The organism is Lederbergia citrisecunda, from assembly GCF_018343695.1.
GTDB lineage: Bacteria > Bacillota > Bacilli > Bacillales > Bacillaceae_C > Lederbergia > Lederbergia citrisecunda.
The window spans coordinates 3,759,054-3,785,862 of sequence record NZ_JAGYPJ010000001.1 but is presented as its reverse complement, the minus strand read 5'-3'; the positions used below and the strand labels follow the sequence as shown (position 1 = coordinate 3,785,862).

32 protein-coding genes are annotated in these 26,809 nt (G+C 37.3%); 4 read left to right on the top strand and 28 right to left on the bottom strand.

From position 1 onward, the window contains the following. Positions 1-105: 105 nt before the first annotated feature. The 7 genes from KHA93_RS18525 to cdaS form a co-directional block, all read right to left on the bottom strand. A complete protein-coding gene (locus KHA93_RS18525) occupies positions 106-723 on the bottom strand; it encodes a nitroreductase family protein (RefSeq protein ID WP_213112068.1) in 618 nt (205 codons plus the stop codon). A 31-nt stretch (positions 724-754) separates the two neighbouring features. Continuing rightward, positions 755-1,321, bottom strand: a complete 567-nt coding sequence (locus KHA93_RS18520) for an NADPH-dependent FMN reductase (RefSeq protein ID WP_213112067.1) — start codon at positions 1,319-1,321, stop codon at positions 755-757. Position 1,322: 1 nt separating this feature from the next. Continuing rightward, positions 1,323-2,381 (bottom strand): LLM class flavin-dependent oxidoreductase, encoded by a 1,059-nt coding sequence (locus tag KHA93_RS18515; protein WP_213112066.1) that lies wholly within the window; start codon positions 2,379-2,381, stop codon positions 1,323-1,325. Positions 2,382-2,397: 16 nt separating this feature from the next. Continuing rightward, a complete protein-coding gene (locus KHA93_RS18510; protein ID WP_213112065.1) occupies positions 2,398-3,339 on the bottom strand; it encodes a ring-cleaving dioxygenase in 942 nt (313 codons plus the stop codon). A gap of 50 nt (positions 3,340-3,389) precedes the next feature. Further along, a complete protein-coding gene (locus KHA93_RS18505; protein ID WP_213112064.1) occupies positions 3,390-3,833 on the bottom strand; it encodes a MarR family winged helix-turn-helix transcriptional regulator in 444 nt (147 codons plus the stop codon). Between the two features lie 89 nt (positions 3,834-3,922). Continuing rightward, positions 3,923-4,981: a C45 family autoproteolytic acyltransferase/hydrolase gene (locus KHA93_RS18500; RefSeq protein ID WP_213112063.1), complete on the bottom strand. Its 1,059-nt coding sequence runs from the start codon at positions 4,979-4,981 to the stop codon at positions 3,923-3,925. A 187-nt stretch (positions 4,982-5,168) separates the two neighbouring features. Beyond that, positions 5,169-5,789, bottom strand: a complete 621-nt coding sequence (gene cdaS / locus KHA93_RS18495) for a sporulation-specific diadenylate cyclase CdaS (RefSeq protein WP_213112062.1) — start codon at positions 5,787-5,789, stop codon at positions 5,169-5,171. Between the two features lie 207 nt (positions 5,790-5,996). On the opposite strand from cdaS, the gene KHA93_RS18490 reads away from it, so the two are divergent. Continuing rightward, complete coding sequence (locus tag KHA93_RS18490) at positions 5,997-6,332, top strand: 2Fe-2S iron-sulfur cluster-binding protein (protein WP_213112061.1); 336 nt, start codon at positions 5,997-5,999, stop codon at positions 6,330-6,332. 61 nt (positions 6,333-6,393) lie between these two features. Here KHA93_RS18490 and KHA93_RS18485 read toward each other — a convergent pair whose 3' ends face one another. Then, positions 6,394-7,029, bottom strand: coding sequence for a hydrolase (locus KHA93_RS18485; protein WP_213113028.1), 636 nt, complete (start codon positions 7,027-7,029; stop codon positions 6,394-6,396). 357 nt (positions 7,030-7,386) lie between these two features. Between KHA93_RS18485 and KHA93_RS18480 the strand changes: the two genes are divergently transcribed. Continuing rightward, the gene (locus tag KHA93_RS18480; RefSeq protein WP_213112060.1) at positions 7,387-8,646 is read left to right on the top strand and encodes a glycosyl hydrolase family 18 protein; all 1,260 of its coding nucleotides are present in this window, start codon (positions 7,387-7,389) and stop codon (positions 8,644-8,646) included. Between the two features lie 124 nt (positions 8,647-8,770). Here KHA93_RS18480 and KHA93_RS18475 read toward each other — a convergent pair whose 3' ends face one another. Then, positions 8,771-9,328 carry an NADPH-dependent FMN reductase gene (locus tag KHA93_RS18475; RefSeq protein ID WP_213112059.1) on the bottom strand — a complete coding sequence of 186 codons (558 nt, stop codon included), beginning with the start codon at positions 9,326-9,328 and terminating at the stop codon, positions 8,771-8,773. 250 nt (positions 9,329-9,578) lie between these two features. After that, a complete protein-coding gene (locus KHA93_RS18470) occupies positions 9,579-10,889 on the bottom strand; it encodes a diguanylate cyclase domain-containing protein (protein ID WP_213112058.1) in 1,311 nt (436 codons plus the stop codon). A 214-nt stretch (positions 10,890-11,103) separates the two neighbouring features. On the opposite strand from KHA93_RS18470, the gene KHA93_RS18465 reads away from it, so the two are divergent. After that, on the top strand, positions 11,104-11,745 hold the full coding sequence (locus tag KHA93_RS18465; RefSeq protein WP_213112057.1) for a hypothetical protein: 642 nt from the start codon (positions 11,104-11,106) through the stop codon (positions 11,743-11,745). A 26-nt stretch (positions 11,746-11,771) separates the two neighbouring features. Here KHA93_RS18465 and KHA93_RS18460 read toward each other — a convergent pair whose 3' ends face one another. The 15 genes from KHA93_RS18460 to KHA93_RS18390 form a co-directional block, all read right to left on the bottom strand. After that, a complete protein-coding gene (locus KHA93_RS18460; protein ID WP_213112056.1) occupies positions 11,772-11,990 on the bottom strand; it encodes a hypothetical protein in 219 nt (72 codons plus the stop codon). Between the two features lie 89 nt (positions 11,991-12,079). Then, on the bottom strand, positions 12,080-13,042 hold the full coding sequence (locus KHA93_RS18455) for a VOC family protein (RefSeq protein ID WP_213112055.1): 963 nt from the start codon (positions 13,040-13,042) through the stop codon (positions 12,080-12,082). Positions 13,043-13,117: 75 nt separating this feature from the next. Further along, entirely contained in the window at positions 13,118-13,519 is a 402-nt protein-coding gene (locus tag KHA93_RS18450) for a disulfide oxidoreductase (RefSeq protein ID WP_213113027.1), read from the bottom strand. After that, positions 13,512-14,156 carry a DsbA family protein gene (locus KHA93_RS18445; protein WP_213112054.1) on the bottom strand — a complete coding sequence of 215 codons (645 nt, stop codon included), beginning with the start codon at positions 14,154-14,156 and terminating at the stop codon, positions 13,512-13,514. Before KHA93_RS18445 ends, KHA93_RS18450 begins: the two co-directional genes overlap by 8 nt. Positions 14,157-14,208: 52 nt before the next feature. Beyond that, on the bottom strand, positions 14,209-15,057 hold the full coding sequence (locus KHA93_RS18440) for a M56 family metallopeptidase (RefSeq protein WP_213112053.1): 849 nt from the start codon (positions 15,055-15,057) through the stop codon (positions 14,209-14,211). Between the two features lie 3 nt (positions 15,058-15,060). Beyond that, the gene (locus tag KHA93_RS18435; RefSeq protein WP_213112052.1) at positions 15,061-15,474 is read right to left on the bottom strand and encodes a BlaI/MecI/CopY family transcriptional regulator; all 414 of its coding nucleotides are present in this window, start codon (positions 15,472-15,474) and stop codon (positions 15,061-15,063) included. Between the two features lie 347 nt (positions 15,475-15,821). Continuing rightward, the gene (locus KHA93_RS18430) at positions 15,822-17,000 is read right to left on the bottom strand and encodes an MFS transporter (protein WP_213112051.1); all 1,179 of its coding nucleotides are present in this window, start codon (positions 16,998-17,000) and stop codon (positions 15,822-15,824) included. Positions 17,001-17,355: 355 nt separating this feature from the next. Further along, the gene (locus KHA93_RS18425) at positions 17,356-17,562 is read right to left on the bottom strand and encodes an SDR family NAD(P)-dependent oxidoreductase (protein WP_267917534.1); all 207 of its coding nucleotides are present in this window, start codon (positions 17,560-17,562) and stop codon (positions 17,356-17,358) included. A 44-nt stretch (positions 17,563-17,606) separates the two neighbouring features. Beyond that, positions 17,607-18,614, bottom strand: coding sequence for a histidinol phosphate phosphatase domain-containing protein (locus KHA93_RS18420; RefSeq protein WP_213112049.1), 1,008 nt, complete (start codon positions 18,612-18,614; stop codon positions 17,607-17,609). Then, positions 18,608-19,396 carry a DeoR/GlpR family DNA-binding transcription regulator gene (locus KHA93_RS18415; RefSeq protein ID WP_213112048.1) on the bottom strand — a complete coding sequence of 263 codons (789 nt, stop codon included), beginning with the start codon at positions 19,394-19,396 and terminating at the stop codon, positions 18,608-18,610. Before KHA93_RS18415 ends, KHA93_RS18420 begins: the two co-directional genes overlap by 7 nt. Next, positions 19,393-20,397 carry an ABC transporter ATP-binding protein gene (locus KHA93_RS18410; RefSeq protein WP_213112047.1) on the bottom strand — a complete coding sequence of 335 codons (1,005 nt, stop codon included), beginning with the start codon at positions 20,395-20,397 and terminating at the stop codon, positions 19,393-19,395. The genes KHA93_RS18415 and KHA93_RS18410 overlap by 4 nt, the downstream gene beginning before the upstream one ends. After that, positions 20,394-21,173 (bottom strand): ABC transporter permease, encoded by a 780-nt coding sequence (locus KHA93_RS18405; protein WP_213112046.1) that lies wholly within the window; start codon positions 21,171-21,173, stop codon positions 20,394-20,396. The genes KHA93_RS18410 and KHA93_RS18405 overlap by 4 nt, the downstream gene beginning before the upstream one ends. Next, complete coding sequence (locus tag KHA93_RS18400) at positions 21,170-22,006, bottom strand: ABC transporter permease (RefSeq protein ID WP_213112045.1); 837 nt, start codon at positions 22,004-22,006, stop codon at positions 21,170-21,172. Before KHA93_RS18400 ends, KHA93_RS18405 begins: the two co-directional genes overlap by 4 nt. 109 nt (positions 22,007-22,115) lie before the next feature. Further along, the gene (locus tag KHA93_RS18395; protein WP_213112044.1) at positions 22,116-22,943 is read right to left on the bottom strand and encodes an alkaline phosphatase family protein; all 828 of its coding nucleotides are present in this window, start codon (positions 22,941-22,943) and stop codon (positions 22,116-22,118) included. Further along, on the bottom strand, positions 22,933-23,988 hold the full coding sequence (locus tag KHA93_RS18390; protein ID WP_432806356.1) for an ABC transporter substrate-binding protein: 1,056 nt from the start codon (positions 23,986-23,988) through the stop codon (positions 22,933-22,935). Before KHA93_RS18390 ends, KHA93_RS18395 begins: the two co-directional genes overlap by 11 nt. Before the next feature lie 215 nt (positions 23,989-24,203). Between KHA93_RS18390 and KHA93_RS18385 the strand changes: the two genes are divergently transcribed. After that, positions 24,204-24,458, top strand: coding sequence for a hypothetical protein (locus KHA93_RS18385; protein ID WP_213112042.1), 255 nt, complete (start codon positions 24,204-24,206; stop codon positions 24,456-24,458). Positions 24,459-24,618: 160 nt separating this feature from the next. On the opposite strand, the gene rpsI is transcribed toward KHA93_RS18385, so the two are convergent. From rpsI to truA, 3 genes are all read right to left on the bottom strand, one after another. After that, positions 24,619-25,011 (bottom strand): 30S ribosomal protein S9, encoded by a 393-nt coding sequence (gene rpsI / locus KHA93_RS18380; RefSeq protein WP_213112041.1) that lies wholly within the window; start codon positions 25,009-25,011, stop codon positions 24,619-24,621. A gap of 20 nt (positions 25,012-25,031) precedes the next feature. Continuing rightward, the gene (rplM, locus tag KHA93_RS18375; RefSeq protein ID WP_213112040.1) at positions 25,032-25,469 is read right to left on the bottom strand and encodes a 50S ribosomal protein L13; all 438 of its coding nucleotides are present in this window, start codon (positions 25,467-25,469) and stop codon (positions 25,032-25,034) included. A 586-nt stretch (positions 25,470-26,055) separates the two neighbouring features. Beyond that, positions 26,056-26,793 carry a tRNA pseudouridine(38-40) synthase TruA gene (truA, locus tag KHA93_RS18370; RefSeq protein WP_213112039.1) on the bottom strand — a complete coding sequence of 246 codons (738 nt, stop codon included), beginning with the start codon at positions 26,791-26,793 and terminating at the stop codon, positions 26,056-26,058. Positions 26,794-26,809 lie beyond the last annotated feature (16 nt).

The window sequence follows — 26,809 nt, the reverse complement described above, 5'->3', positions numbered from 1 at the left end:
GACGCCCCCTAATTTCGCCGACAAGCACCTCTCTAGCAACTTATTAAACTCATTGAAATACACCCCTATCTCATACAAAATGAGAAAGGGGTGTATTTATCAAATTTATACATACGTCACAAATTCTCCAATTGGTTTGCGGTAACCTCTCAACCTTCGGCTACTTTCCTTTTCTTTTCCTATCGTAATCATCATTACTACTTCATGTGTATGAGGGATGTTTAATAATGCACGTATTTGCTCTTGGTCAAATCCAATCATTGGGCAAGTATCCCACCCGCGGTTTTTCGCTGCCAACATGAAGAACATAGCAGACAAAGAACCATTACGGATCGCATCTTCTTTTTTAAAAGCTTCCCCACGTCCCTCGTAAAATTGAATATTTTCTTCAATCATATCTTTTAGTTCGAATTCTGTTAGCACTCCCAGATGTAACATCCCTTGATGTAGTCTTTCAGTCTGCTCATACGCTTGCTTGTCTGCTGTCACCAATATAACAGCAGAAGCGGAATGTATTTTATATTGACCATGTGCTGCCTCACGAACCTTCTCCTTCATTTCTTCATCGATCACAACGATATATTCTGTATGTTGCAAATTGAATGAAGAAGGCGCAAGCTTTACATCATTGAAAATCAAATTTAAATCTTCAGGTGTTATATGAACGTCCTTTATAAAATTGTTTGCTGAGCGACGCTTCTCAATTAACTTCACAAATTCCATCTACAGTGCCTCCATCAAACCGTTCATTCAATTAAAAATCATATTGTGCATCTTTTGCTTCGCGAATTTTTACATAAGCATCTACAAGTAGCACGGTATCTTCTACTAAACGCTCAATCCGGAATAATATATCATCATTCACTATTTCGTTACGATAAAAGTCCTTTTCTTCAATAAATACATACGTAGGGACGATATGTGCCTTCATATAGGAAAGTATTGGCTTTAATTGTTGCTCAGCCATTAAATAATGTTTCGGTGTTCCTGCTGTTACAAGAATACTTACCACTTTATCTCGAAAAGCATTAACGGGTAACAAGTCAAAAATATTTTTTAAAGTGGCTGCAATAGATGCTTGAAACACTGGGGTTCCGATAATAATAGCGTCTGCTCCCATGATCGTCTCCGTTACATACTTTGTATCGCCATCATATTCCCAATAATTGCGTCCATCACTGAAGACCATTTCATATTCTGCTAAATCTAGTAATGTAATCTCTGCATCTGGATATTCTTCACGAGCTTTATTAAGTGTATAGTCCATCGCGATCCTTGTTTTATTTCCTACATTTGAGCCCGAGATTCCTACAATTTTCATATTAATTACCCCTCGTATATTTCTTAATTTCTGGCATAATTTCTGTAGCAATTAATTCAATATTTTTCATAATCTTATCAAATGGGACGCCTCCAAAATCAATCTGTGCCATAAAACGCTGCTGTCCATACAGTTCGTATTGATAAATCATTTTTTCGATAATTTGCTGTGGACTACCTATCATTAACGCATCTCGATGATCAGTCGCTTGCGCAAATTGTTGTTTAGGATAGCCCCCACCTCGTAACGCGAGCATACCAGCATTCAAATGTGGATAGGATTCTCTTAGAGCATCCTGAGAAGTTTCTGCTGTATAAAATAAACTTGTCGTTGCGATTGGCAATGTTGCTGGATCAAAACCACTACGCTCTGCTGCCTCACGATACGCATCAACTGAAACCTTAAAGTTAATGGCAGGACCTCCAAGCGTTGTCAGCATCATTGGTACTCCAGCATATCCAGCTTTAATCGCACTAGCAGGAGGTCCTCCTACTGCGCGCCAGATTGGCAAATGACCATTCAAAGGCTGCGGAAGGATCATTGCATTTTCAAGCGGTGCTCGGAATTGTCCTTCCCATGTTACTTTTTCTTCATTATTCAATTTCAGAAGAAGCTCTAATTTTTCTTCAAATAATTCCTCATAATCACGAACATTATATCCGAGCAAATCATATGCCCCAACACGTGAGCCACGTCCAGCGACAATTTCCGCTCGCCCTTTGGAAATTAAATCAATTGTGGCAAAATCTTCATACACTCGGACAGGGTCTGATACACTCAACACTGTTGCCGAGCTGGCAATTTTAATATTTTTTGTCGCTTGGGCAATCGCCCCTAAAATGACCGTATGTGCCTGTGTCGTAAAATGGATTTGATGACTTTCTCCGACTGCAAAAACATCAAGTCCTGCCTCATCAGCAAGCTTACTAGCCTCTATTAGTTCTCGAATTCGCTGTTCCGAGCTAATCGTGTCACCTGTATGTGGGTTGAATAAATGATCTCCAATCGAATATAAACCGAATTGAATCCCTTTACTTGGATCAATACGATATTTCTCCATGCCCCTTCACTCCTTCTTAATCTATTGGTGCTAATTTTGCTTCAATTTCTGCACGTCTTTCTTCCAAGAACGGTGGTAAATCTAATGCTTTTCCTAATTCTTCAACTGTTGAATCTGCAGTAAATCCAGGACCATCTGTTGCAATCTCAAATAAAATGCCATTGGATTCACGGAAGTATAGGCTCTTGAAGTAAAAACGATCGACAATTCCAGTTGAGTGGAAGCCTCGTTCTTTTACAACACCTTCCCAAAAACGTAATTCTTCCTCATTTTTTACTCGAATCGCCAAATGGTGGATACTTCCTCTACCAGGTTTTTCCCTTTCCCCATCTTGCTGCTTAATGATAATTTCACCGAATGATTGTCCTTCAATTGATTGATAAATGGCTTCGCTATCTGAACGGCTGACTTCAATGTAACCAAACATGTCGCGTAATGTTCTAGCTGTTTTTTCCAAATGGCGGACTGTTAATTCGACCGTTCCCATCCCTAAGATACGATGTTCTTCTTCGATGACAGAATCCTTCCAAGCTGACCAATATTCTGGAACATATTCACCGTTATTATTTAATAGGACCATTCGCAGTCCTTCGGAATCTTCAAAATGGAGAGCATCTCGCCCAGCATATTTTGTAATGTCACTATGCTTAACATTCATTAACTCAAAACGCTTTTTCCAAAATTCAAGACTTTCAAAAGATGGAACTAGTAAGCCAATTTGAGTAATGGCATTTGTGCCACGATGTGTCCTTCCTACATAAGGCATTTCAAAAAACGATAGCTCCGTTCCTGCACTACCTGTCAAATCTCCGTAAAATAAGTGATACATCGAAGGATCGTCTTGATTCACGGTCTTTTTCACTCTTCGCAGTCCTAATACTTTTTGATAAAAATAATTATTTATTTTAGCGTCTTTCGTAATCATCGAAATATGGTGATGGCCAGGTATTTTAAACATATTGTTTCCTCCTTTTTAACTTGACTAATCAAGTGATGATGTAAAAAAAATTACTCAGTTGGTAATTCTCTTTTTTGGCTGTATTTGTGCACTCTCGTCATGAGTGTATATAGTGTTTTCTTTTCTTCTTCATTTAATACATCATCAAAAAATGATGATTGAAACGCAAGTTGCGCTGGCATAGCTTCTTTTAAGATGGATTCAGCCTTTTCTGTTAGACTAATCGTTTTCGTTTTCCAGTCTTGTTTTCTATTTATATAGCCTTCTTTTTCAAGTCGTGCGAGCATACGGGAAATACCACCTTGGGTAACCGTTACCTTTTCAGCTAAATCGCACTGTGTAAGTGGTTGATATGTCTTAACTTGAATAAGTACATCAAATTGAGCAGTAGTTAAACCAAATTGCTTTAAAAATTCATTCGATAACTGGTTACTTTGATTTGTAAAACGCATTAAACGAAGCCAGATTAACGACCCAAGTGTATTATTAAGCACTTTATTGCCCCCCCGCTAGCCTTAATATCACTTTACTACTCAAGTGATAGAAAGTCAAGTTTGAATATCAAATTAATTGAACAGTCATACTATACGTTGTTAATCATACCCATATTGATAAATGGTGTATCATAATTAAGAATACCCTTGATTCGTGTAATATTTATATTTTCACCTTCTAAAAAGCGTTTAAAATCAAAGATTACCGGCATTCGATCACCACCAATTGCAAACAACGCCTTTCTTTCTCTTGGTACATAAGCAGATGTGTGTATCGTTCCTGCCGAAGCGTCATATTTGCCAGAAAATATTTCATCTTCTTTATCATTCAATATTCGAAATGCATCACGTATATCCAAATCATCCCTTTTCTGTCTTTCCAGTTCTTTCTGTCTTCTTAAAGAGTCATCCATACGATAGCGATTTTCTTCAGTTAATACTTCAAAATGATTCGTACTAATATTCGACTTTCTTGCTACTACCTTTCTGGGTGAAGCTTCTACAACATATGTCTCACCATTCGGATCTAACAATACATAACTAAATGATGTTCGGTGTGGAATTTCTTTTAATAAAGAGATGGCATCCTCTGCATTAGCACAAGTTTCTAAAATAATTCGGCCAATCATATTACATACAAATCCATTTCCTGATCCGACCCGATTAATAAAGTTATAGCCCATTGCAAGCCCTTTTTCATTCATTCCGTCGGTACGTCCTGTTATTTGCATTGAAGGACCTATAACCGCATAGCCCGCATCTGTTGGCTGAAAAATGGTATACCGTCCTTCGTAGTAACCAGGATGGCTATCATAATTTCGAACTAAAAACTCAGAACCAGTTAAAATGGAGCATCCACTTTTCTCATACTCAACATAGTAACCTCCAAAGTCTCTTAAAGCATCCTCCATTGGCCAGTTTAGAGCCTCTGCTAACCCATGTAGTTCATCCAACATACTTGGAATAAATTTGGTGAATAGATGAACCGCTTCTTTTTCATTTATATTAAAATGACGTTTTCTCATTGAAGCCCATTGCTTTTCACGATTAGACAAAATAGAAGATTCCTTTAACAACTCCCCTTGCATATAGCCAAAATCATAATGATTCCCTCTAAATTGAATAATATCGCTATAAACATGACTCATACATAATCCCCCTTTTAACAAGACATATTGTCAAAAGTTTTTATTAGTTAATATCACTTTACTACTCAATTGATAGAGAATCAAGTAAAAATCTCAAAAAGGGCGAATTCGTCCCCAATTCGAAGAAAGGGGCATTTCGCCCTACATCAAAAATCAATAATTTATAATGAATTCTGCATAATTACCATTAATAGGACCTACCAGTATTAACTGGATAAAGGTTTCCTTTGAATCCGAATGAAACCCTACCAGTCTCTTCTGACACTACTAGTGCGAGTGCATCACTTCGTTCAGATAAACCTAAAGCGGCACGGTGCCTGGTACCAAGTTTTTTATCACCGAAAAATCTGTCTGAAAGTGGGAGAACATTTGCTGCGGATACGATCTGATTAGCATTTATCATTACAGCACCATCATGAAGTGGATTTCCCGGAAAGAATATGGATTCTAATAATGAATGGGTCAAATCGGCTCCAATTGGAATACCCGGTTGAATTAATTCATCAAGAGAATCTTCTCGTTGAATGACAATTAACCCGCCATGCATACGATGAGACATATTTTGAACGCACATTGATAGATCTGGATATTTATCAGTAAACGGAGCTAAATAACAATTCAAATAAAAATTAGCAGCTTTCATATCGATGGATATAAAATGCTCTTTAACTTTTTCAAAATTTCCAAGAAGACAATAGTCTTCATTATCCATCGCTTCTAAATTACTCTGGAGTTCTGATATGACTTGGCGAATCTCCTTTTTAATAATTTGTTTCATTGGTGAAAAATCACAATTCGAATGGTTCACGAAGACACACCTCCTACCATAGTTTGTTACCGTATGTATTTATTATGTATCTTCATTCTTTGGACCATTCTATAACGATGTATCCAGTACTTTTTTGTATAAAAATAGATACGTGTATACACCCTAAGAAAAAACTCCTATCTACAAACTTTTTCTAACTGGTGTGATAAGGGAGACATCAATAATATTAGAGAAGAGGAATAAAACATGCCTAACGTAACAGTATTCGGTGGAGAAACATTTGAAGTAGAGATGGGGAAAAGATTAGTACTAGCTCTCGAAGATAATGACGTAAATATCCTCCATCGCTGCGGTGGAAATGCTAGATGTACAACATGTAGGGTAGAAGTATTGGCAGGTAATTTTATGGAAGTAACGAAAAAAGAGAAAAAAGCCTTTACTAATAAAGGGATAAATGAGGATTTATTTGAAGACTGTTTGCGCTTATCTTGTCAAATTCGTGTGAATGGAGACATAACCGTTCGACCGATCATGACTGTTGAAAATACAGGAGAGAAAGCTGGCCCGAGACCAGCTGACTAATAAAGTACTATTCTTAGTGTTTGTTTCAATTGTTTTATCTCTCATCATTATTGAAAATTTTTTATTTACTTCCCTTATTTCCCTTAGCTTTTAGGTATTGATTAAGTGCTACCCCATAAGCACCAGTGTAATCAATTGCCGTCTTAATTGCATCACCTGCTGTCTCTTCTCTTGCCCAGTCACGTTGAAGTTCAAATAAAATTTGAAGCCATGTCACTGGAATACCCCCTGCTTGAATCATACGTTGAACAGCAGTGTCGTGTGCTATCGTCGTCTCACCGCCAGATGCATCCGTTACAAAATAAACCTCATAACCCGCTTCAATTGCACTCAGAACTGGGAATGCCAAGCAAATCTCAGTCCATAGTGCCGCCATAATCAGCTTTTTACGTCCGGTTTTCTCAACTGCAGCTACCACATTCTCATCTTCCCACGTGTTCGTATTCGTTCGATCGATTGGCTTCTGTTCAGGAAATACTGCCTGAAGCTGTGGCAACAACTGTCCGCTAAAGCCCTCTGCATTAATGGTAGTAAGGATAATCGATACATTGAAAACCTTTGCAGCTGTTGCTAATCCCACAGTGTTGTTAACAAGAGTCTGACGCCCAATTGATTCGACCCCAGCAAACATTTGAGTTTGATGATCAATCATGATTAAAGTGCAGTTACTCGGTGTAAGTAAGCTACTTGCTGCCATTGCTCCACTTTTCAAAATAAATTCCTCCAGTTTTTTTATCTGACATGCATAACCATGTCCATGAAGATTAATCTTTGTAGGAAAATTGCTTCTTATTCAACTGAAAATTCTAAAAGACAGATGATATGTACCTGGCAACTTATTAATCTTAACTAGGTCTATGGTTGATCCAATGAATCGTTTGTTTAATGTAACACTGTTCGGGCAAAGTGCAGTTTTCACAGTGGATGTTAAATATCACAACATCCTAGAATCAGCTACTTAACCTTATAAGTGGGTTTTTACATATCATTGTGATGAACGAACATACAATGACATATATTTAAATTAATTACTAATACGGGAGGAGGTAACTGTATGTTTATATATGTAGTAAAAACGGGCGACTCCTTATTCTCCATTGCTACAAAATATCAAGTAACGATGGATAGCATACGTATTATTAACGTATTAACTACAGATCGATTAGTCCCCGGACAAGATTTACTCATTCCAACGAATATGTATACAGTTCAACCTGGGGACTCGTTGTATACCATTTCCCAAATGAGTTTAATTCCAGTTGAAACAATTCGTCTTATTAATGGTTTACACTCCAATGTGATCATGATTGGAATGAGACTATATTTACCTCCTAGACCTAAGTATGAATCTGAAAATTTTAGTTATATAACACCTTCTACCCCTGAAACAAATAAAATGATCGTTCAATCGTTTGCACCTATTAATACTTTCTTTGGTATTTTTGAGTACCATATTCTTGAAGATGGAAGTTTAAGCACTTTAGATGATCAGCAACTTATTCAACTGTCTAGGGAGAATCATGTTGCTCCCCTTGTCGTGATTACAAACTTGACATCGACGGGATTTAGTCCCACATTAACAGAAAAAGTATTAAGCTCTCCCGTAATTAGAGACAGGTTAATTAATAATATCTATAATTTGGTTAAGAACAAAAACTATGCTGGTGTAAACATTGATTTTGAACGGATTCCTGAAGGTCAAAGGGATTTATATAGTGATTTTTTACACTCCTTAAGAGATCGCTTGAAGCCGGAGGGATATTATACAACTGTTGCTATACCTGCAAAAACGAGCGATGAAATTTCATGGCTTAAGGGATATGATTACGGAGGAATTGGAGCTGCTGTTGATTTTGCTTTTATTATGGCTTATGACTGGCATGAAGCGAGCAGTCCTCCTGGTCCTGTTGCTCCTATAAAGGAAGTAAAGCAATCAATCGAGTATGCTCTTAACCATATGGGAGTAAATAAAATTGTTCTTGGTGTTCCTCGTTACGGATACGACTGGACCATGTCTGATGGAAATGTAGTTAGTGCACGTGCTGTTTCTGTAGCTGGAGCAATAAATACAGCTATGAAGTATCAAGTGCCAATCCAATATTCTACGGAATATCAGCAGCCTTATTATACCTATTATGATGAAACTGGAAAGAGACACATAGTATGGTATGAAGACGCAAGAGCTCGAGCCCAAAAATTACAACTTGTCGTTGACTATCGCTTAAGAGGCGTTGGAGCTTGGCAATTAGGATTACAGTTTCCTCAGTCTGCTGTTTTAGTAAGGGAATTTTTTATTGCAAAAAAAATAATATAATACATAACAATAGTCATATTCTTGGATGAAGTCTTAGCTTTATTCCTCAGTCTCTGAAAATCTGAACGGGTATACCCGTTCAGATTTTTCATTTTATTGATATAAGATCTTTAAACAACTATGATTACCTATTAGTTGCCAATTTGTTTTTTTCAATCCATTCCACAAAATTTTTCATCACTCGATCCAAGAATAAAATCGTAGGCTCATGAATCAACTTACCCGACTTATCTACTTTTTCACTGACAGAACTAATATAAACTTCATTTCCAGGTAATGTAAGTGCAGAAATTCCCGGTGAATGAAGAATTTGACGAAGATGTATCTGAGCACGCACTGTTCCTAACGTACCCGTTGAACATCCGAAAATCATAACTGGTTTATTTACCATAACTGTATCTACCCTAGAAAACCAATCGATAGCATTTTTTAAAATCCCTGGGATGGAATGGTTATATTCAGGTGTAGCAATAATAATTCCATCACATTCTGAAATCTTATTCTTAATTTCCTTTACTTCTGTTATTGGATTAAACTCTTCATCTTCACTGTATATTGGCATCTTTTCAATTGGCAATATTTCAATATTCAGCTTATCTTGATAACGTTCTTGAAGAAAAGTAGTAATTTTCTTGTTGTAAGATTCTTTACGATTGCTGCCAATAATTGCTACTATATTCATGAATATTACCTCCTGAAAAAAACTGATTCTCAATACCTACTTTTTAGTTTGTATACTCAATTTTCCCCTCTTTGTATTCTTTAATGCCCATTCAAGTTCTTCTGATGAATTTATGACAAACAGTCTGCATGCTTTGACTTTTCCTTAGTTGTTGGATATTCAAATGATAATAATCAAGTTAAAAGTCTCGAATTTGAATTTAAAAAATCAAAGGAGCCTGGATTCCAAGCCCCTTTTTCAAATTCCTTTTTTATGAATAAAAAACATATTTATTTTTGTTTTCCTTTGCTTTATATAAGGCTTGATCTGCATGAGAAATTAAATATCTTACAAGAGTTCCATGTTCAGGATACACAGATATACCAATACTTGAGGACACATCAAATGTAACATTATTTATTGTATATGGAGCATTGAAAATCGATTGCATTCTCATGGCAGCTTTTTCTATTTGTTCATTATCTGTAATATTTTTTAGGAGAACTAGAAATTCATCTCCACCAACACGACATAGTTCATCATTTTTTCTAAGACTTGATTTTAATCTATTTGCAAATTGTTGGAGTAATTCATCCCCTACATTATGGCCTAGTGAATCATTGATTGCTTTAAAATTATCAAGATCAATATACATGATTGCTATTTTTTCATCTGTCATCTCTGCTTCTTTTATCGATTCTTCAACTATTGTAGTAAACTTTCTTCTATTTTTTAGCCCTGTCAAGGGATCATGATATGCTAAATACTCTAATTGTGCTTCATAATTTCGTTTTTCCGATATATCCTGAATAAGAATTTGGAGAGATGATTCCCCTTGATATTTAATTGCAATTACTTTTATTTCTGCACAAATTAGTTTCCCGTCATATCGTATAAATTCCCCACTGATTGACAACGCTTTGTCCATATTATTCTGTCCCAATACGCGAATAAACATTTTCTCAAACGTTTCTTTTTGCTTGCTAGATACAAAATCCCAAATCGATTTCCCAATAATATCCTCTAATCTTTTCTGTCCAAATAACTTTACTCCAGCAGAATTTAGAAAGATGATTTTTCCATGTCTTTGAACAATAATGGCTTCTGTTAAAGATTCAACAAGTGTTCGATACGTATCTTCGCTCGTTTGAAGTAACCGTTGAATCTTCATTTGCTCGGTGAAATTTTTGTACATACCAACAGCAATAATGTCTTGATTATTTATCGATCGATAAGAAGCAATAATATCCAGCACCGATCCATCTTTATGTTTTCTTTTCGAAACGACATAAGGAAAATTTCGGCCTTCTCGCAACTTTTGCAGAAATTCTTGATGTTCTGCTTTTGTAATATGAGAAAAGAAGGGCGGAAACGAAAGCCCTATTATTTCACTAACACTCCATCCAAAAAGCTCTTCAAAAGCTGGATTAGCGTTAATAATTGCGCCGTCATGACCAATCGTAAAAATGGCATCTGTCGTATTATTCCAGACAAGATCTAGCACTTCAATATCCTTTACTGAATTGGGATTTTTATCCACCATCATCATCGTTGCCCAACTCCATTCGAATACCTTATTCAATATAAGATTCAAACCGATAATCAAATATCACTTTACCTTTCAATTGAAAAGGGTTCAAGTTAAAAATCTCAAAAAGTGCTGAAACTGATACGCGTTTCATGCAATAGAGCTCCATAAAATATTTTTTGAAGTATTCCAGTATTGAAAAATAAATCATATAAATAAGTGTAGTGCAAAAGGTACTTAGCTCTGCTGTTGGAAAGGAGGTAAATTAATGACTTCTAAAAGCCTATATCGTTTTAGTGGCATCATCTTATTGATTGGGGTTACGTGTAGTGTCCTAACATCCATTTTTTTATTTTTTATCGACACCAGTATCGATGCTCCGTTAAGCGAGCTTGAAAAACCATTGTCGTATGCAATCAGCATTTTGGAGTTAACCGTATACTCATTGATTTTGATTGGTCTCCCCGCATTTTATTTGAGTCAGTCTGGAGGAAGAGGTGGAAAAACAGGGTTTATCGGTGTATTGTTGTCTGTAATAAGTCTTATTTTGCATATTGCTATGTCCGCCTATTTCATCTCGGTTATGCCAATACTTGCTAAACAAGCTCCAGATACAATTAAGGATATCTTTTTTTCCAACTTTGCATTTTTCGCGTTTGGCGGAAGTTTGCTATTTCTAATCGGTTTTATTTTGCTCGGCATCGCAAGTATTCGAGCAAAAGTATATCCGTCTTATGTCGGGGTGTTACTTATTATTTTCCCTGTTCTGGGTGTTACGGATTTTATCATGTCTTCTAATATTATTAATTTGTTAGGCTCCATTTGTTTAGCTATCGCATTTGGTGTCGTCGGAGTAAACTTAGCATCGGGGCGGAAAGCAGTTGAATCGGATAATCCCATCTCCAAATAAAAAGAAAGGTTGGCACCCACTTCACTCTAATCCATCATAAACATCTCGAAACATAACTTAGGTTTATTGACCATCCTTTCATTTTCAGATTCATAATAAATAAGGGTGGTCATTTTTTGTCTTTTTTTAAAAAAGCGCCAGCGCACGAAAAGAGGATGGAATAACACAACGTCCTGTTGCACGCCTTCCTGACCTGCATCCTGCGGGCCGACAAGCGCAATGTTCTGAGGCAAAAAAGTCTGCATGTTGACTTTTATTGCCTCAAGTTCTTTAGATCTCGAGGGGCAAAGTCGATTTTTTCATGGTTATGTTGTACTTCGAAAATAGATTGCCTTTATTTTTTATATGTGATTTGAAGCCCAATCCCGGATGGATCATTCACTTTGATTGTTTTTTCTTTTTCCTCAAATTGAATGTTTTTTTTGATTAAATTGTCTTTGACCTCGTGCCATTCTGTTCTCGTTAAAAATATTGAGTAATGCTTCAATCCTTTTGCATTGTTTGGTGGAGATGGAATCCCTTTTCCTGCCCAAATATTCATTCCGATATGATGGTGATAACCATCCTTCGATACAAAAAGGTGGCTATCGCTTTTTGCCACTACATTGAATCCCAATACTTCCACATAAAATCTTTCCGATTTTTCTAAATCAGTTACTTGCAAATGCATGTGTCCCATACGAGTATCCGCAGGCAATCCTGACCACTTCTCACTTTTGGATTTTTTTGTTAACTCTAATGTATCCAGTTGATAGGTTCCACCAATATACCCGCCTTTTCCATCTTTAATCCATTCATTTGATGGACGGTCTGCATAAATTTCAATCCCATTTCCTTCTGGGTCAGTCAAATAAAGCGCTTCACTATATTGATGGTCTGCAGCTCCTTCCAAATAACCAGCTTCACTTAAATGAATAAGATATTGACCAAGTGTTTTTTGATCAGGGAGCAAAAGAGCAAAATGGTATAAACCTGTTGTTCTTATAGGTCTATTTACTGCGTCTTTCTCTTCTTCAAGAACAAGAAGTGGGGTTTTTCCATCAGCCGTAAACAACGCCTGATTGTCTTCCATTTTCATTAATTGTAACCCAATTATTCCCTGGTAAAACCCGCTCATGTTAGTCAAATCAGATACTGTTAAGGTAACTTCTCCAACTCTAACTGGAGAAGTTTTATCATAACTAGACATCGCCACCTGATTTTTTTTAATCATTCCTAAAACAAAGGGAATCAAGACAATAAGAAAAATAACGAGAGATATGAATATAATTGTTTTTTTACCATTCTTTACAGACATATTTACTCCTATTCATGTTAAAAAATAAATAATTTAATGGATTAAAGTGACGAAATAATAACATGGATAACTACATTATTTTCGTTTCATCATCATCAGCATCATAATTGTAATGATTGTAAAAGCAATTAGCGCCAAGAATGGTATTGTGACAAAGCCGAACCAATTAATATATTGACCTGAGCATGGAACTCCACTAGTACATGTAGCGAATTCGTGTAACGAGGGAATTTTTTGCAACGCGTAATGATAACTAGATACAATTATGCCAATTACCGACACCGGCAGAATATACTTATAAATGCCATGGTCATTCCGGTAGAAAGCTATTCCAAGAAAAATAACAAGTGGATACATTAAGATACGTTGATACCAACAGAGTGTACAAGGTATAAAACCCATCCGCTCGCTTAAGAATAAACTCCCTCCCATCGCTATAATGGATGTAACCCATGCAAGTAAAAGAGGCTTATTCACCACTTGCAGTCGCCTCTTCCACCATGTCGATTAAATCATTCATGCTTCCACCTTCAAATTGTTTTCCGTCAATATAGATCGATGGTGTTGATGAAATACCTAAGTTCTTTGCCATAGCCAAATCTTTTTTCAAAGCTGCATCCCCTTTTCCCTCATTGTAAGCAAGCATAACTTGTTTAGTTTCTTCGGGACTTGCAATTTCTACTAACACGGCTTCCAGAAATTCATTAGTAAAAAGATTTATTTCTTCAGATTCTTTTACTTGATTTGCAAACAACAAATGATGGAATTTCCAAAATTTATCATTACCTAGCTCTTGATAAACAGTTTCAGCAAATCGTGCAGACGAAGTTGAATCAGGGCTAATAAATGCGTAATTAATAAAGTAAAACTTTGCTTTCCCCGTTTCAACTAATTGCTCATTAATAATGGGAAAAATACTATCATTAAACTCTTTACAGTGAGGACATTTATAATCGCCAAATTCTACAATTTCAACAGGTGCTGTTTCTTCACCTAAAAACGGTTGATTTTCATAGTCAATAACGACCGACTCCTGTTGAACATCTTTTAACACGATAATCCCTATGATACATATAGCTACAATACCAATGATCCAAAATATTTTCTTTGACATATCAACACTCCCTGTTTAAAACTACACATTGTAGTGTAATGGTGTAAAAAATTTACGCAAGTGCGTAAATAAAAAGTCCACAGATTAGAAAGAAAATGGTTACCGATACGAATGCAATTTTTAATGGAAGCTGCAATTGGACTTCCTTTAATGGATTTAGGATATATTCAATGCGATAATTTACTGATGTATCTGCGAATGATACATATGTAAAGGGCATTTTGTCCTGCCTGCCTACTTTCAACATTTTCAAAAGAGCATTACCTAAATTCACATATGTCTCCTGTTGTTTAATCGCAAATTCATCTGCCAATATTTCCTGAATAACCCTATATTTATGATGAAACCACTTTTGAATTGGAATATACCACATTATTGATGAGCTGAGTGAAAGCAAAAAGATTTTTAACGGATCACGATTTTCTTTATGATACATTTCATGAGAAATAACTGCTTTTAATTCATCATTATTTAAGAGGTTTATTAAACCTGTTGTGATGATGATTTTAGGACTCACAAACCCCATCGTAAACGCCATTGGAGTAGGATGTGAAAGAACTAAAATTTCTTCTTTTCCACTTCCGTATACCTGACTCATTTCAATAGTAAGTTTTTTCTCTTCGTATTGCTGAAATCGCTTTTTCATTCTGGTTGTTTGAATCAATTGCGACCCGATTTTCCAAAGTGAAAATAGCAACGTATAGATAACTAGCCCATCAAGTACATATTCAATAGATGATAGTCCAAATGCTTTTAACCAACTGTGGCATACAGTAACGATGTTAAACTTCACGTTCCATCCTACTAACACTGAGATTACGTATAACCCCATCTGAAGCAAAATCGTTCCCGAAATGACAAGAGATACGATAAGAATAAAAAATGATTGACGTTTAGACATATGTTACATACCCTTTTTCAATTCTTTGATTTTATGCTCAAGTTTAGCGACAAGATCATCGTCAGCTTCTTCAAGTGCATCCAGCATATGACTTACGACAACGTTTCCAAATTCATCCATGAGCTCGTATGTCATTTCTTTTGACTGAGTACTCAAAAACTCGACCCTTGATTGAACGGGTTTATATAAATACGATCTTCCTTCGGTCCTCTTTTGAAGAATTCCCTTTATGACTAATCGATTCATGACGGTCATAACTGTGTTGAAATTCATCGATTTTTCCTGGTCAAGAACTTGTTGAACATCTTTAATTGTCATTTCATCATTACTCCATAAGATATCCATAATTTTTGCCTCAAGAGGTCCAAAAAATCGATTCAATCCACTTTCGTTTATTTTAAACTTCCAAATTTTCAAGGTTCCCCCTCCCCACATTACTCATTGTAGTGTTATATGGTTGACCAGTCAATAAAGAGTCTAAGAAATCATTTTACAAATTCATGTTGTTATATTTAACATGATCTGATATCTCAAGAAAAAACAGCAAAATGGTTTAATGAAAATGTCGGGTTTTAGTCGAAGGAATATTCAAGGGTTTTTCAAATCCATTTTTCCCATTAAAATACCCTTTCCCAACAGAATAGGGAAAGGGCTCTAAAAGTTTATATGCCAACGATATTAACGTTTTTAAAATAGTGGCGCCGACGTACACCTAATTAACATATCACCATTGCTCTGCTCTCTTTTTTTATCCATAACTTATATTAGAATGATGTCATTGCTTTCTTTTTGTTCACGAATAAAGAAGAAGAATAAACAATTAGGAAAGCCAACATGATAAAGGCTGAAACTAGATAGATTGTACTATAATTTATTTTTGCCGCAACTAAACCGAGTATAGCAGACCCTCCTCCAATTCCTATATCAAGGGAATTATAGAACATGGAGGTTACCTTTAAATAACGATCCGGAGTCGTTTTATTCAATACCCAAGCTTGTAATGCTGGGAATAAAGCTCCTTGCCCCATTCCATATAAACATGCCGCACTTAACAAGCCATATAATGTAGTGGATTGATACAATAAAATAAATCCAATTATCATCGATATAGTACTTGGAACTATCACCCAAACAGGACCTATTCGGTCAAAGGTCTTCCCTGAAATGAATCGAATCAAAAATGCACTTATTGTGTTAATAAAATAAAACCATGCTACGCCTTCAATGTTTAATTCTTTTGCATAAAGTGCCATAAAGCTCATTACACCGCCCATGCATACACCCATTAACAGAATTAGAAAAGAAGGAATAATGGCAGATGGATCAATAATTTGCTGTAATAAGGCTTGGTCTTTTTGATTTTCGCTCTTTTGATTTTCCGGAAAGGAAATGAAACTAACACAAACTAAGAATAAGAGTACACTAGCACCTGCTGTTATAAATAATATTATAGGATCATAAGAATTAATTAACCACAAACCGACAAAGGGCGATATCGCCAATGCAATAGTAGTACCATTCCCAATCATCCCTATTCCTTCTCCCCTTCTTTCATTTGGAATGATCTCAGCTGCTAAAGTAGTAAGAATGGTAATGGACAAACCTAAACCAAAACCGTGAAAAATACGAAGGGAAAGAGCAAGATAAAAGCTGTTCGCTATGTAATAACCAAGGGTTGAAATTAAGCAAATAAGAATCGAAGTCACTAAAACTTTCTTTCTTCCAAATCGACTTGTAAAAATCTCAGTAAAAAAACGAATAAATACTGCGGAAAATGTAAAACTGCCGATAACCAAACCTATCTGTGAGGTATTAAACCCACTTTGGTTTGATAAAAAAAGTGGAAGTGTAGGCAATAATATATCAAATGCAAAAAAAGAAAAAGCATTCGCTAACATGAGCAAAATAAATATTTTTGTCCAGAGTGATGTCTTGTTCGACATGGTCCATACTCCTTTCTTGAAAATTGAAAAAATTCAATGGACTAACCCATTTATCTATGTCTACTTAGACAGCACATAGCTGGATTTATACTTGGTCTTAATCAAAATTAATGCTGTCGGACACTTCACGCCAAGCCTCATACTCGGAGCAACGGTTCTGTAGATATTGACTGATAAAACCCGCTAGACCAATACCGACTAACAGGCGTAAAGGAGGGTTTGAATCATTTATTGCTGTCATCAGTCCACTGGCAAGATTTACTGGGTCACCAGATCGTTGTTGGTGTCCCGAAAAGTAGAAATTACGCATCGTTTCACGTTATTGTTTATAGTTGGCAATCTCAATATCAGTAATTTAGTAGAAGTCTGTACGAAAAGGACCCGGTTCTACTAGCATACAACGAATACCGAAGCCTTTCAATTCCATATTCAGGCCCTCGATCCACCCTTCCAAAGCGAACTTAGAGGCACTATACACCGAGCCTCCCTCTAAAGATGTGATTCCCATAGCTAAACTGAACACAATGATTGTGCCTGTGCCTTGCTTGGGCATGGTCGGCAATACGGCACGCTGTTATGCCGATTTTAACAGAAAACAGACCCATTTTACTGGATCTGTATCATTATTCTTTCTCTTTGCTGGAAGGTTGCTATATTTGGAGCTCCTAATTGCTGTAATAATGACTTGTTTTCTGAAATATATTTGCCAAGATCATCTGGAAAGTGTGAATCAGAAGAAAGGGTAATTGGAACACCCCTCTTAACGACTGTCTTTAAGAAATCAACGGATGGGCACATTTCCTTAACTGGATAGCGATAATATAGACCTGCATTCACTTCTGTAGCCGTATTCGTTTCTATAAGTGCTTCTGCTATACGTTCATACCATTCTTGATTAAAAGATTCATTGTTTACTTTGAAATTAAATACTTTTAAATTATCTAAATGTGCAACAAAATCAAACATCTTTGACCGTATCATTTTTTCAACTGTTTCATAAAAACGGGTATATAACTCGGTTAAATCTAGTTTTTCAAAGTGAGATACGGTTTGTGGATTATCAAATCCCCATCCATCAACAAAATGAACAGAACCAATTACATAATCCCATGGTTTTCCATCTAAAAGTACTGCAAGATCCTGCTCCTGCCCGACAAAATAATCCGCTTCAATGCCTAACTTTAATGAGACGCCTTCATTTTCCCAGCGCTTTTTTGCAGCTAAAATAGTTTCAACGAATTCGTCCATCTTTTCTGTCATGACATTTTTCAACCAATATGACTGCAATGCGCCAATTGAATTAGATGGATCTAAATTTAACGCGGATTCAAAATAATTCTTCGTTTCTTTAAAGCGATACAAATGATCGACAATTCCAACTTCCTTCAAACCGACTTGCTTTGCTTTTTTCAAATATAAGTCCAACCATTCTTGACTATAACAGCCAGCATTCAATCGTTTTTGCAGCTGATTCATTTGGAATTCAATCTTAGCTCTCGACCCGTGTTCAAACAATTCATTTGGTTGAAAATATCCGAGGGCTTTCGCTGTTCGTTCAAGCCAGCTAAACGAATATGGTCCTTCTTCTAGATGTACGTGATAATCGATTAACATTCTACTTGACTCTCCTTTACGATCGTCCATTTTGTGTACCAATTATTCCATTCTATCGGACAAAGCTGATCACTTATGACTTCATCGAATTGGTTCGCCTGTGCAAAAGAAAAGAATGAAGGAACACCTATTTTCGATGAATCCGCGAGCAAAATACACTTCTTACTGCACTCCATCATTTTCGCTGAAACGAGCGATTCATCTAAATCATAATCATAGATTGTATCTCCAACCATTCCGCCACAGGAAATAAACGCTTTATCCAAATGCATATGACTTAGCCACTCGAGTGTCATGGCACCTGAGACAGAGGATTGCGCGGGGTTCGACACCCCACCTAGCATGATCACCTTTCCGGTCACTCTCTTTTCCTCAATTGCTTGGTTAAAACGATCGGCTGCAGCAATCGAATTCGTTACAACTGTTAAACTCTGTAAATCTCGAATGTAATCAGCAATATGAACCGTTGTCGTTCCAACATCGATTGCAATCGTATCTCCATCTTCAATTCGTGATATCGCTTCTAAAGCAATTTGTATTTTTTCGCTCCGATTGATATCAAGTTTTCGTAAAAAGGCTTGTTCTTCTTCTAGTTTTGTAAACGGGACAGCTCCCCCATGTATTCGAGTTAACTGTTCCATCTCCTCTAACTCGTTCAAGTCTCGGCGAATCGTTTCTGGGGTGACAGAAAACGTTGTCGCCATTTTTGCAACAGATACACGCTTCTCCTCTTTCACCCATTGAATAATTAGCCGCTGTCGTTCTTCCTTTATATCATTCATGATAAAGCAATAACATCCTCTGGTTCGACAAATAATTGATACTCCATCCCGTGCACAAAAGTTGGGGCACGGTGATGTAATTGTTCCGTCGTAAATTGCTTGCCATCGGAATAAAATGTTGTCCGGATCACATTTCCATTCATAACAGAATCGCCGGCAATAGCTCGTAATGGGTAGGAGGAGGGTTGTGATTGTATATGGATCGATTCAGGGCGAATCGCGTATTTATCTGCAGACATCTCTATATTTTCCCCAAGCAAAGTACCAAGTTGCTCCTTTGAAAAAACATTATATCGGCCAATAAAATTTGCAACAAATTCGGTTTTAGGCCTTGTATAAATTTCAGATGGTGTTCCTTCTTGCGCAATTTTCCCCTTATTCATGACGAAAATGCGATCAGATACAGACATCGCTTCTTCTTGGTCATGTGTAACAAGAATCATCGTCATATTCAATTCACGTTGAATCATACGTAGTTCGACTTGCAAATGCTTCCGAATTTGTGCATCAAGCGCACTTAACGGTTCATCAAGTAACAATACCTTCGGACGAACAACGAGTGAGCGAGCAAGTGCGACCCGTTGCTGCTGACCGCCAGATAGCTCATGCGGATACGACTTTTTCTTTTCTTGCAGACCAACAAGCTCTAACATACTTTCTACACGTTCTTCCACTTCATTTGTTGATTTTTTGTTCATTTTTAAACCAAATGCAACATTTTCAAACACCGTCATATTCGGAAATAGTGCATATGATTGAAACACCATACCCACTTTACGCTTTTTAGGGGGAATATTCTTCATGTCTTTTCCATCGATCATCACCGTACCGCCAGTCGCATCTGTTAGACCGGACAAAATACGTAAGATCGTACTTTTCCCACAGCCACTTGGTCCAAGTAACGTAACAAATTCACCGTCTTGAATATTCATATCGATTCCAGTTAGAACATTAGTATCTCGATATTGTTTATGGACGTCTTTTAACAATACTTGACTCATGTACGCGTCATCCCTTTCGTTTTATTCGTTAATAGCGCCATCACCATCGTCAAAATCCCCATCAACACGATGTATACGAACACAATTGCACTCGCAATATGACCGCTTGTACTTAATTTCGCCATTAAATAAGTTTGAACAGTTTCAAAACGAGAACCAACAACAAGGTTAATCAAAACAAATTCACCAAATAATACGGAAAACGATAACAATGCTGAAACGAATAACCCCGGATATACCGACGGAAGCAATACTTTACGGAAAGCGTCTATTTTTGAAGCACCTAATAATTCTGCCGCATCCATTAGTTGACGGCCTTGCACATTCCTCAAGCTATTTCGTGTTCCTTGGTACATATACGGAAGGACACTAATGACATATACTCCTACTACAGTGAGTATCATTGGCAGACTTGTTCCTGAATAAAATCGAATTAAACCAACGGCTAGAATAACACCTGGGAAAGCGTACACCATCACAATACTTGCCTGAAACCACTTTTCTAGATTTGGAAAGTATAAGACGATCACGAAAATCGCCGGCACTATAAACAAAATTGAAATGATAACCGCTCCTCCTGAAAGAAGAACAGATCGGCCGAACGCTTCGATAAAGCGAGCATCTTGAAAGAGCGTACCAATCCATTCGAATGTTAATCCTTCCGGTAAAATGGTTTTATTCCATTCTGTTGAAAATGCATACAACGCTGTTGCGAGAATCGGCAAAGCTAAATATAATCCGATCAGGGTGAGCATAATGATTGTAAATTTTTTCATCGCTTCAACAAATCCCTTCTCGTTTTTTTGACGAGCCATTCACTAAGCAACATAACGATAATCATGATCATACCAAGTAGGACTGCAATCGCACTCGCTAATTCTGGTTGAGCAAAGATATCTCCTGTAATCAATGCCCCGATCCGAATGGATGTTAGGTTAAAATTACTCCCTGTTAAAGCATAAGCCGATGCATAGGCCCCCATCGCATTGGCGAACAAAATGGTAAACGTTCCTGCAATACCGGGGAATATGATGGGCAGACCGATTCTTCTCCAAAATGTTACCGATGAAGCTCCTAATAACGCTGCGGCATCTTTCCACTGTTGTTGAATTCCATAATAAATTGGATATAAAAGCATAATTGCCAGAGGAAGTTGAAAGTAAATATAAATGAGTAAAAGACCTGACCAACTATAAAGAGAAAAGGATAAGTCCCAGCCAAATGAATGAAGCGCTAATGTAAAAAGACCACTATTCCCTAGTAGCACAATAAATGCAAAAGCAAGTGGAACACCAGAAAAGTTAGAGGTTAAATTGGATAGAATCAATAATCTTTCGCGGATCTGTTCGGGAAAATACATCATCGCAAACACCCCAAATAAAGAAACGACGAGGGCAATGAATGCTGAAACGACAGACAAAGCGAAACTGTTTTTAAACCCTTGCAAAATATAGGAGCTTGATAACGCTTCTTGATAATGTTCTAAAGTAAACCCATAACTATTAGAAAAACTGCTTACCAACATGTAAATGAGTGGGACGAGAAAGAAGAACGTCATCAATAAAGCGAACGGAACTAATATGAGAAGTACGCTTTTTTTTCCATTCATAATCTTGATGTCTCCCTTTTATCACAGATTAGTTTAACTAACTATCAGAAGGGAGGAAGGCTACTGAAGAACGCTAAGTCCTAACTTCCCCACTGATAGAAGTTTTACTTTATTGATCGACTAGACCCGGCATGAGTAGAGGGGCCATTGCTTCAGATGGATCAATACCGAGTAAATGACATGCAAGCGGCGCTATTTGCAACTGTGAAACGATCTGCTCTTGAATAATCGGTTTCACTTTATTAGAAGCAATAAATAACGGAACATGGCGATCAGCTGTTGTATTGCCGCCATGATTACCATCAATCGTCATCCCATGGTCAGCTGTTACGATGATGTCATAACCAAGGTCCAACCAAATAGGCAACGTCTGTGCCAATAGGGCATCTGTAGCCAAAACGCGATTTCTATATTGAACAGAATCCGCTGTAAATTTATGTCCATCATCATCTACATTCATCGGATGAATATAGAGAAAATCCGGATTTTTTTCTGAAACAAGCCACTGTGCTTCGGCGAATAAGTGACTATCTGGATAATGATCTTCAAAATAAAATAGTCCATTTTCAATTGGAGCGTCTTTTTCCAATTGAATTCGATCCACTCCATGTCGAAAAGGCGCATGACTATATAGCTCGCTTACCCAATAATAAGCAGCTGCAGCGGTTTTCTTCCCGCTGCGTCTTGCTAAATGAAATAGACTTTCTTGTGTTGATAATCGAATGACCCCATTGCCGACAATGCCATGAACGAAAGGTGGCGTTCCAGTTAAAATGGTTTCGTATAACGGCCGAGATAACGAAGGGACTTCCGACTTCACTACATAACGTGCGACCTTTCTTTGTTCAACAAGATGCTGCATAAATCCCATATGTGAACATGCTGTATCAAAACGTAACGCATCCACAACGACCAGGATTAAGCGATTATTTGACATGGATTAACACCTGTTCCTGCCACATTTGCGGAATCTTTTTTGTTGTGTCTTCCCAAGCTTTTTGATCGCTCACTGGTTGAGCATTTTTATACATTTCATTTGGCAATAAAAGAGCTTGAACTTCATTTGATAATTTAACATTTTCACGAATTGGACGAGCATATCCTTTTGCTAAATTTTCTTGCCCCGCATCTGAAAGAATGTATTCACGAGCTAACATCGCCGCATGCGGATTTTTTGCGTACTTGTTAATAACAGTGGCATAACCAGATGTAACAGAAGCCTCTTCTGGAATCGTTACGTCAAAACGCGCTTCATCAATTTGTTTACGATAGCCTAGTGCGTTAAAATCCCAAACTAAAGCAACATCAATTTCGCCTTTTTCAAGATTAGCAACACTTGGATCCCCAGCAGATAATCGGCCTTGTTTTGCTAAATCTGCAAAGAAATCAATACCAGGTTGAATATTCTTTTCGTTTCCGCCGAATGCATAGGCAGCTGCTAAAATAGCGAATTGTGCTTGGTTTGCAGTTAGGGCGTCCCCTATACTAACTTTGTAATTTCCATTTTTTAGATCGTCCCAAGACGCGGGTGCATTTTTTACGTTATTTTTATCGGTAATAAAAGCCATCGTGCCTGTATATCCAACAATCCAGTCTCCATTATCATCTTTTGCCCAAGCTGGAATGTCATCCCAGTAAGATGTTTTATAAGAAAGAGTCAAACCTTGCTCTTTTGCAATCGGCCCAAAGGCAATTCCAACATCACCAATGTCAGCTGTTGCATCTTTCTTTTCTGCTGCAAATTTCGCTAGCTCTTCTGCACTAGACATATCTGTATCCGAATGTTGCAAATTATACTTTGCTCCCAACTCATCCCAAGTTTCCACCCAGTTTGCCCAAGTATCCGGCATCCCTACTGAATTTACTTTACCTTCTACTTTTGCTTTTTCTTCTATTTGAGCCAATGTCAATTGGTTAAAATCCGTTTCCTCGCCTGCACTTGAACCATTCATGCTATTGTTTGATGAACAAGCTGCTAACATTGAAATAGTCATTACACCGATGATTCCTTTTTTCCAATTACGAATCCAAGACATGGTCATTTTCCTCCCGAATGTTTGTTTTTATTTTGTATTACACAATAAATATACAAAACAAATATTAAGCAAAAACCCTTGCAACACTAAGATTTTGTAAAATTTTTATTTACAAAGCATTTACATATTAAGTGAAGAAAATTTGTACGTGAATCGCCATTATGAAAGATGGTCATGTAATTAAAATCGGCACAATGGACAAATTTAGATCCTACTATCGATCAACGCTCACAGCAAAGTCTAAGCATTCTTTGATCTCTAAATCAGAGCAGCTTACTCTAAAACAATGGCTTCATTCAGTGGGGAAGGTCTTAGAAACAACAGAGTCGTATTTAACCATTACACTTGATCATGAGAAAAAAATTGCTGAAATCATACGAGCTTTTAGTCAATATAAAATAGATGTCTACATGTAGAAGCGGACAGCCATCTCTTGAAAAGATATTTCTTGATGAATCATTCAAAAGCACTAAGTGAATTAATTACATTCACTTACTTTTCCATAAACAAAAACAGGCTATCTCTTCATAAAAGAGATAGCCTGTAAACGTTGATATATTAATGTTTTTATTAAGATTAACGTTTTGAGAACTGTGGTGCACGACGTGCGCCTTTAAGTCCGTATTTTTTACGTTCTTTCATACGTGGGTCACGAGTTAATAGACCTGCACGCTTAAGTGTTCCACGGTATTCAGGATCTGCTTCAAGCAAAGCGCGAGCGATTCCGTGACGGATAGCTCCTGCTTGACCTGTATAACCGCCGCCTTTTACAGAAACAAGAACGTTGTAGTTTCCTACTGTTTCAGTTGCTGTAAGTGGCTGTTTAATGACTTCGCGTAAAGCTGCGAATGGAATATAGTCTTCTACATCACGATCGTTAATAATGATACGGCCTTCGCCTGGTACTAAACGTACGCGGGCAACAGAGCTTTTACGGCGACCTGTACCATAGTATTGAACTTGTGCCAATGTAATGCCCTCCCTTTAATTTACCCGCGAAGCTCGTATACTTCCGGTTTTTGTGCTTGATGTGGATGCTCAGATCCAGCGTAAACGTGCAATTTTTTACCCATTTGACGACCTAAAGAACCTTTAGGGAGCATGCCTTTAATTGCAAGCTCAAGCATTTTTGTTGGATACTTTGCACGCATTTCTCCAGCAGTTCTAGTTTTCAATCCGCCTGCAAATCCTGAATGGCGGTAATAGATTTTGTCAGAAAGCTTTTTACCAGTCAATTCAATTTTATCAGCATTAATAAGGATTACATGATCGCCAGTATCAACATGTGGCGTGAAAGTTGGTTTATGTTTACCTCGCAAAATGGACGCAACTTCTGATGCAAGACGACCAAGAGTTTTGCCTTCAGCGTCTACAACGTACCATTTACGTTCGATTTCACTGGCTTTAGCCATATACGTAGTACGCATTGATTACCCTCCTAAATTTAACAAAATTCCAAGTTCGTATTTATTTCAATCACAATAAGTTTCCGGGGCTTATCGTGGGGTTAAAAACAATACCATAGGATATGATATCGTTTTTGACAAGTAAAGTCAAGAAATTTTTGAACACCAGGTGAAGTTGTTTCATAAAAAAATGTTGTTTTTTGGAATTATGCAATTCCATTCAGATCTCGTACAATAAAAGCCGTGCAGCTATGGAAAGAGACCTTAAGAACCTTAATCTTGCCCATTGAGACCCTAAGCATTATTGAAATCGGTGGCCAAGTACCTTAATCTCGCCTTTGAGACCTTAAGAGCCGTTAAAATCGTTAGCCTAGTACCTCAAATCCGCTTTTGAGACCTTAAGCACCGTCGAATTCATTGACCAAGTACCTCAATCGCGTTATTGAGACCTTAAGCCTCGATAATATCACTGGCTCAGTACCTCTATATCGTTATTGAGACCCTAAGCCTCGATAATATCACTGGCTCAGTACCTCAATCGGGCTATTGAGGCCCTAAGCTTCGATAAAATCGATGGACAAGTACCTCAAACCCGCTAGAAGCTATACTAGTAGTAGACTTCCCACAAATACAATCCTTCCGCGGGAGCCGTTTTACCTGCAAGCGTACGATCTCTTCCAGTTAAGATACTCGGAATGGTTTGAAGTTCGATCTTCCCTGTTCCGACATCAAGCATTGTTCCTACCATGATCCTCACCATATTGTACAGAAAGCCATTCCCGGTAAATGTAAACACGATCTCATCAGTATTTTGCTCAATGCTAATATTAGTTACGGTTCTCACCTTTTTCTCCATTTCTGTTTTAGCTGAACAAAAACTTGTAAAGTCATGAGTTCCAGTCAAAAATTCGGAAGCTTTTTTCACTTTTGCAATGTCTATTTTATACGGATAATGTGCTGCATAATGACGCTTAAACGGATCGCGAATGGAGCCTGTATATACGACGTATTTATACGTTTTTCCGCTCGCATCGAAACGAGCGTGAAAATCTGAAGAAACAGCGTCTACTTGCATTACTGAAATGTCTCCCGGCAACAAACCGTTTACTGCTTTTACCCAGCGCTCTGATGGAAGCTGCAACGCTGAATCAAAATGGATGACTTGTCTTTTAGCATGTACACCCGCATCAGTACGACCTGAAGCAACTATACTTACCGGTTTTCCTTTATGCATTTTTCCAAGTGCTTTTTCTATCTCCTCTTGGACTGTTCTTCCATTTGGCTGAATTTGGTATCCTGAAAAACCTGATCCGTCATAAGCGACTATTCCTTTATATCGTTGCATGTTGTTCAATCCTTCA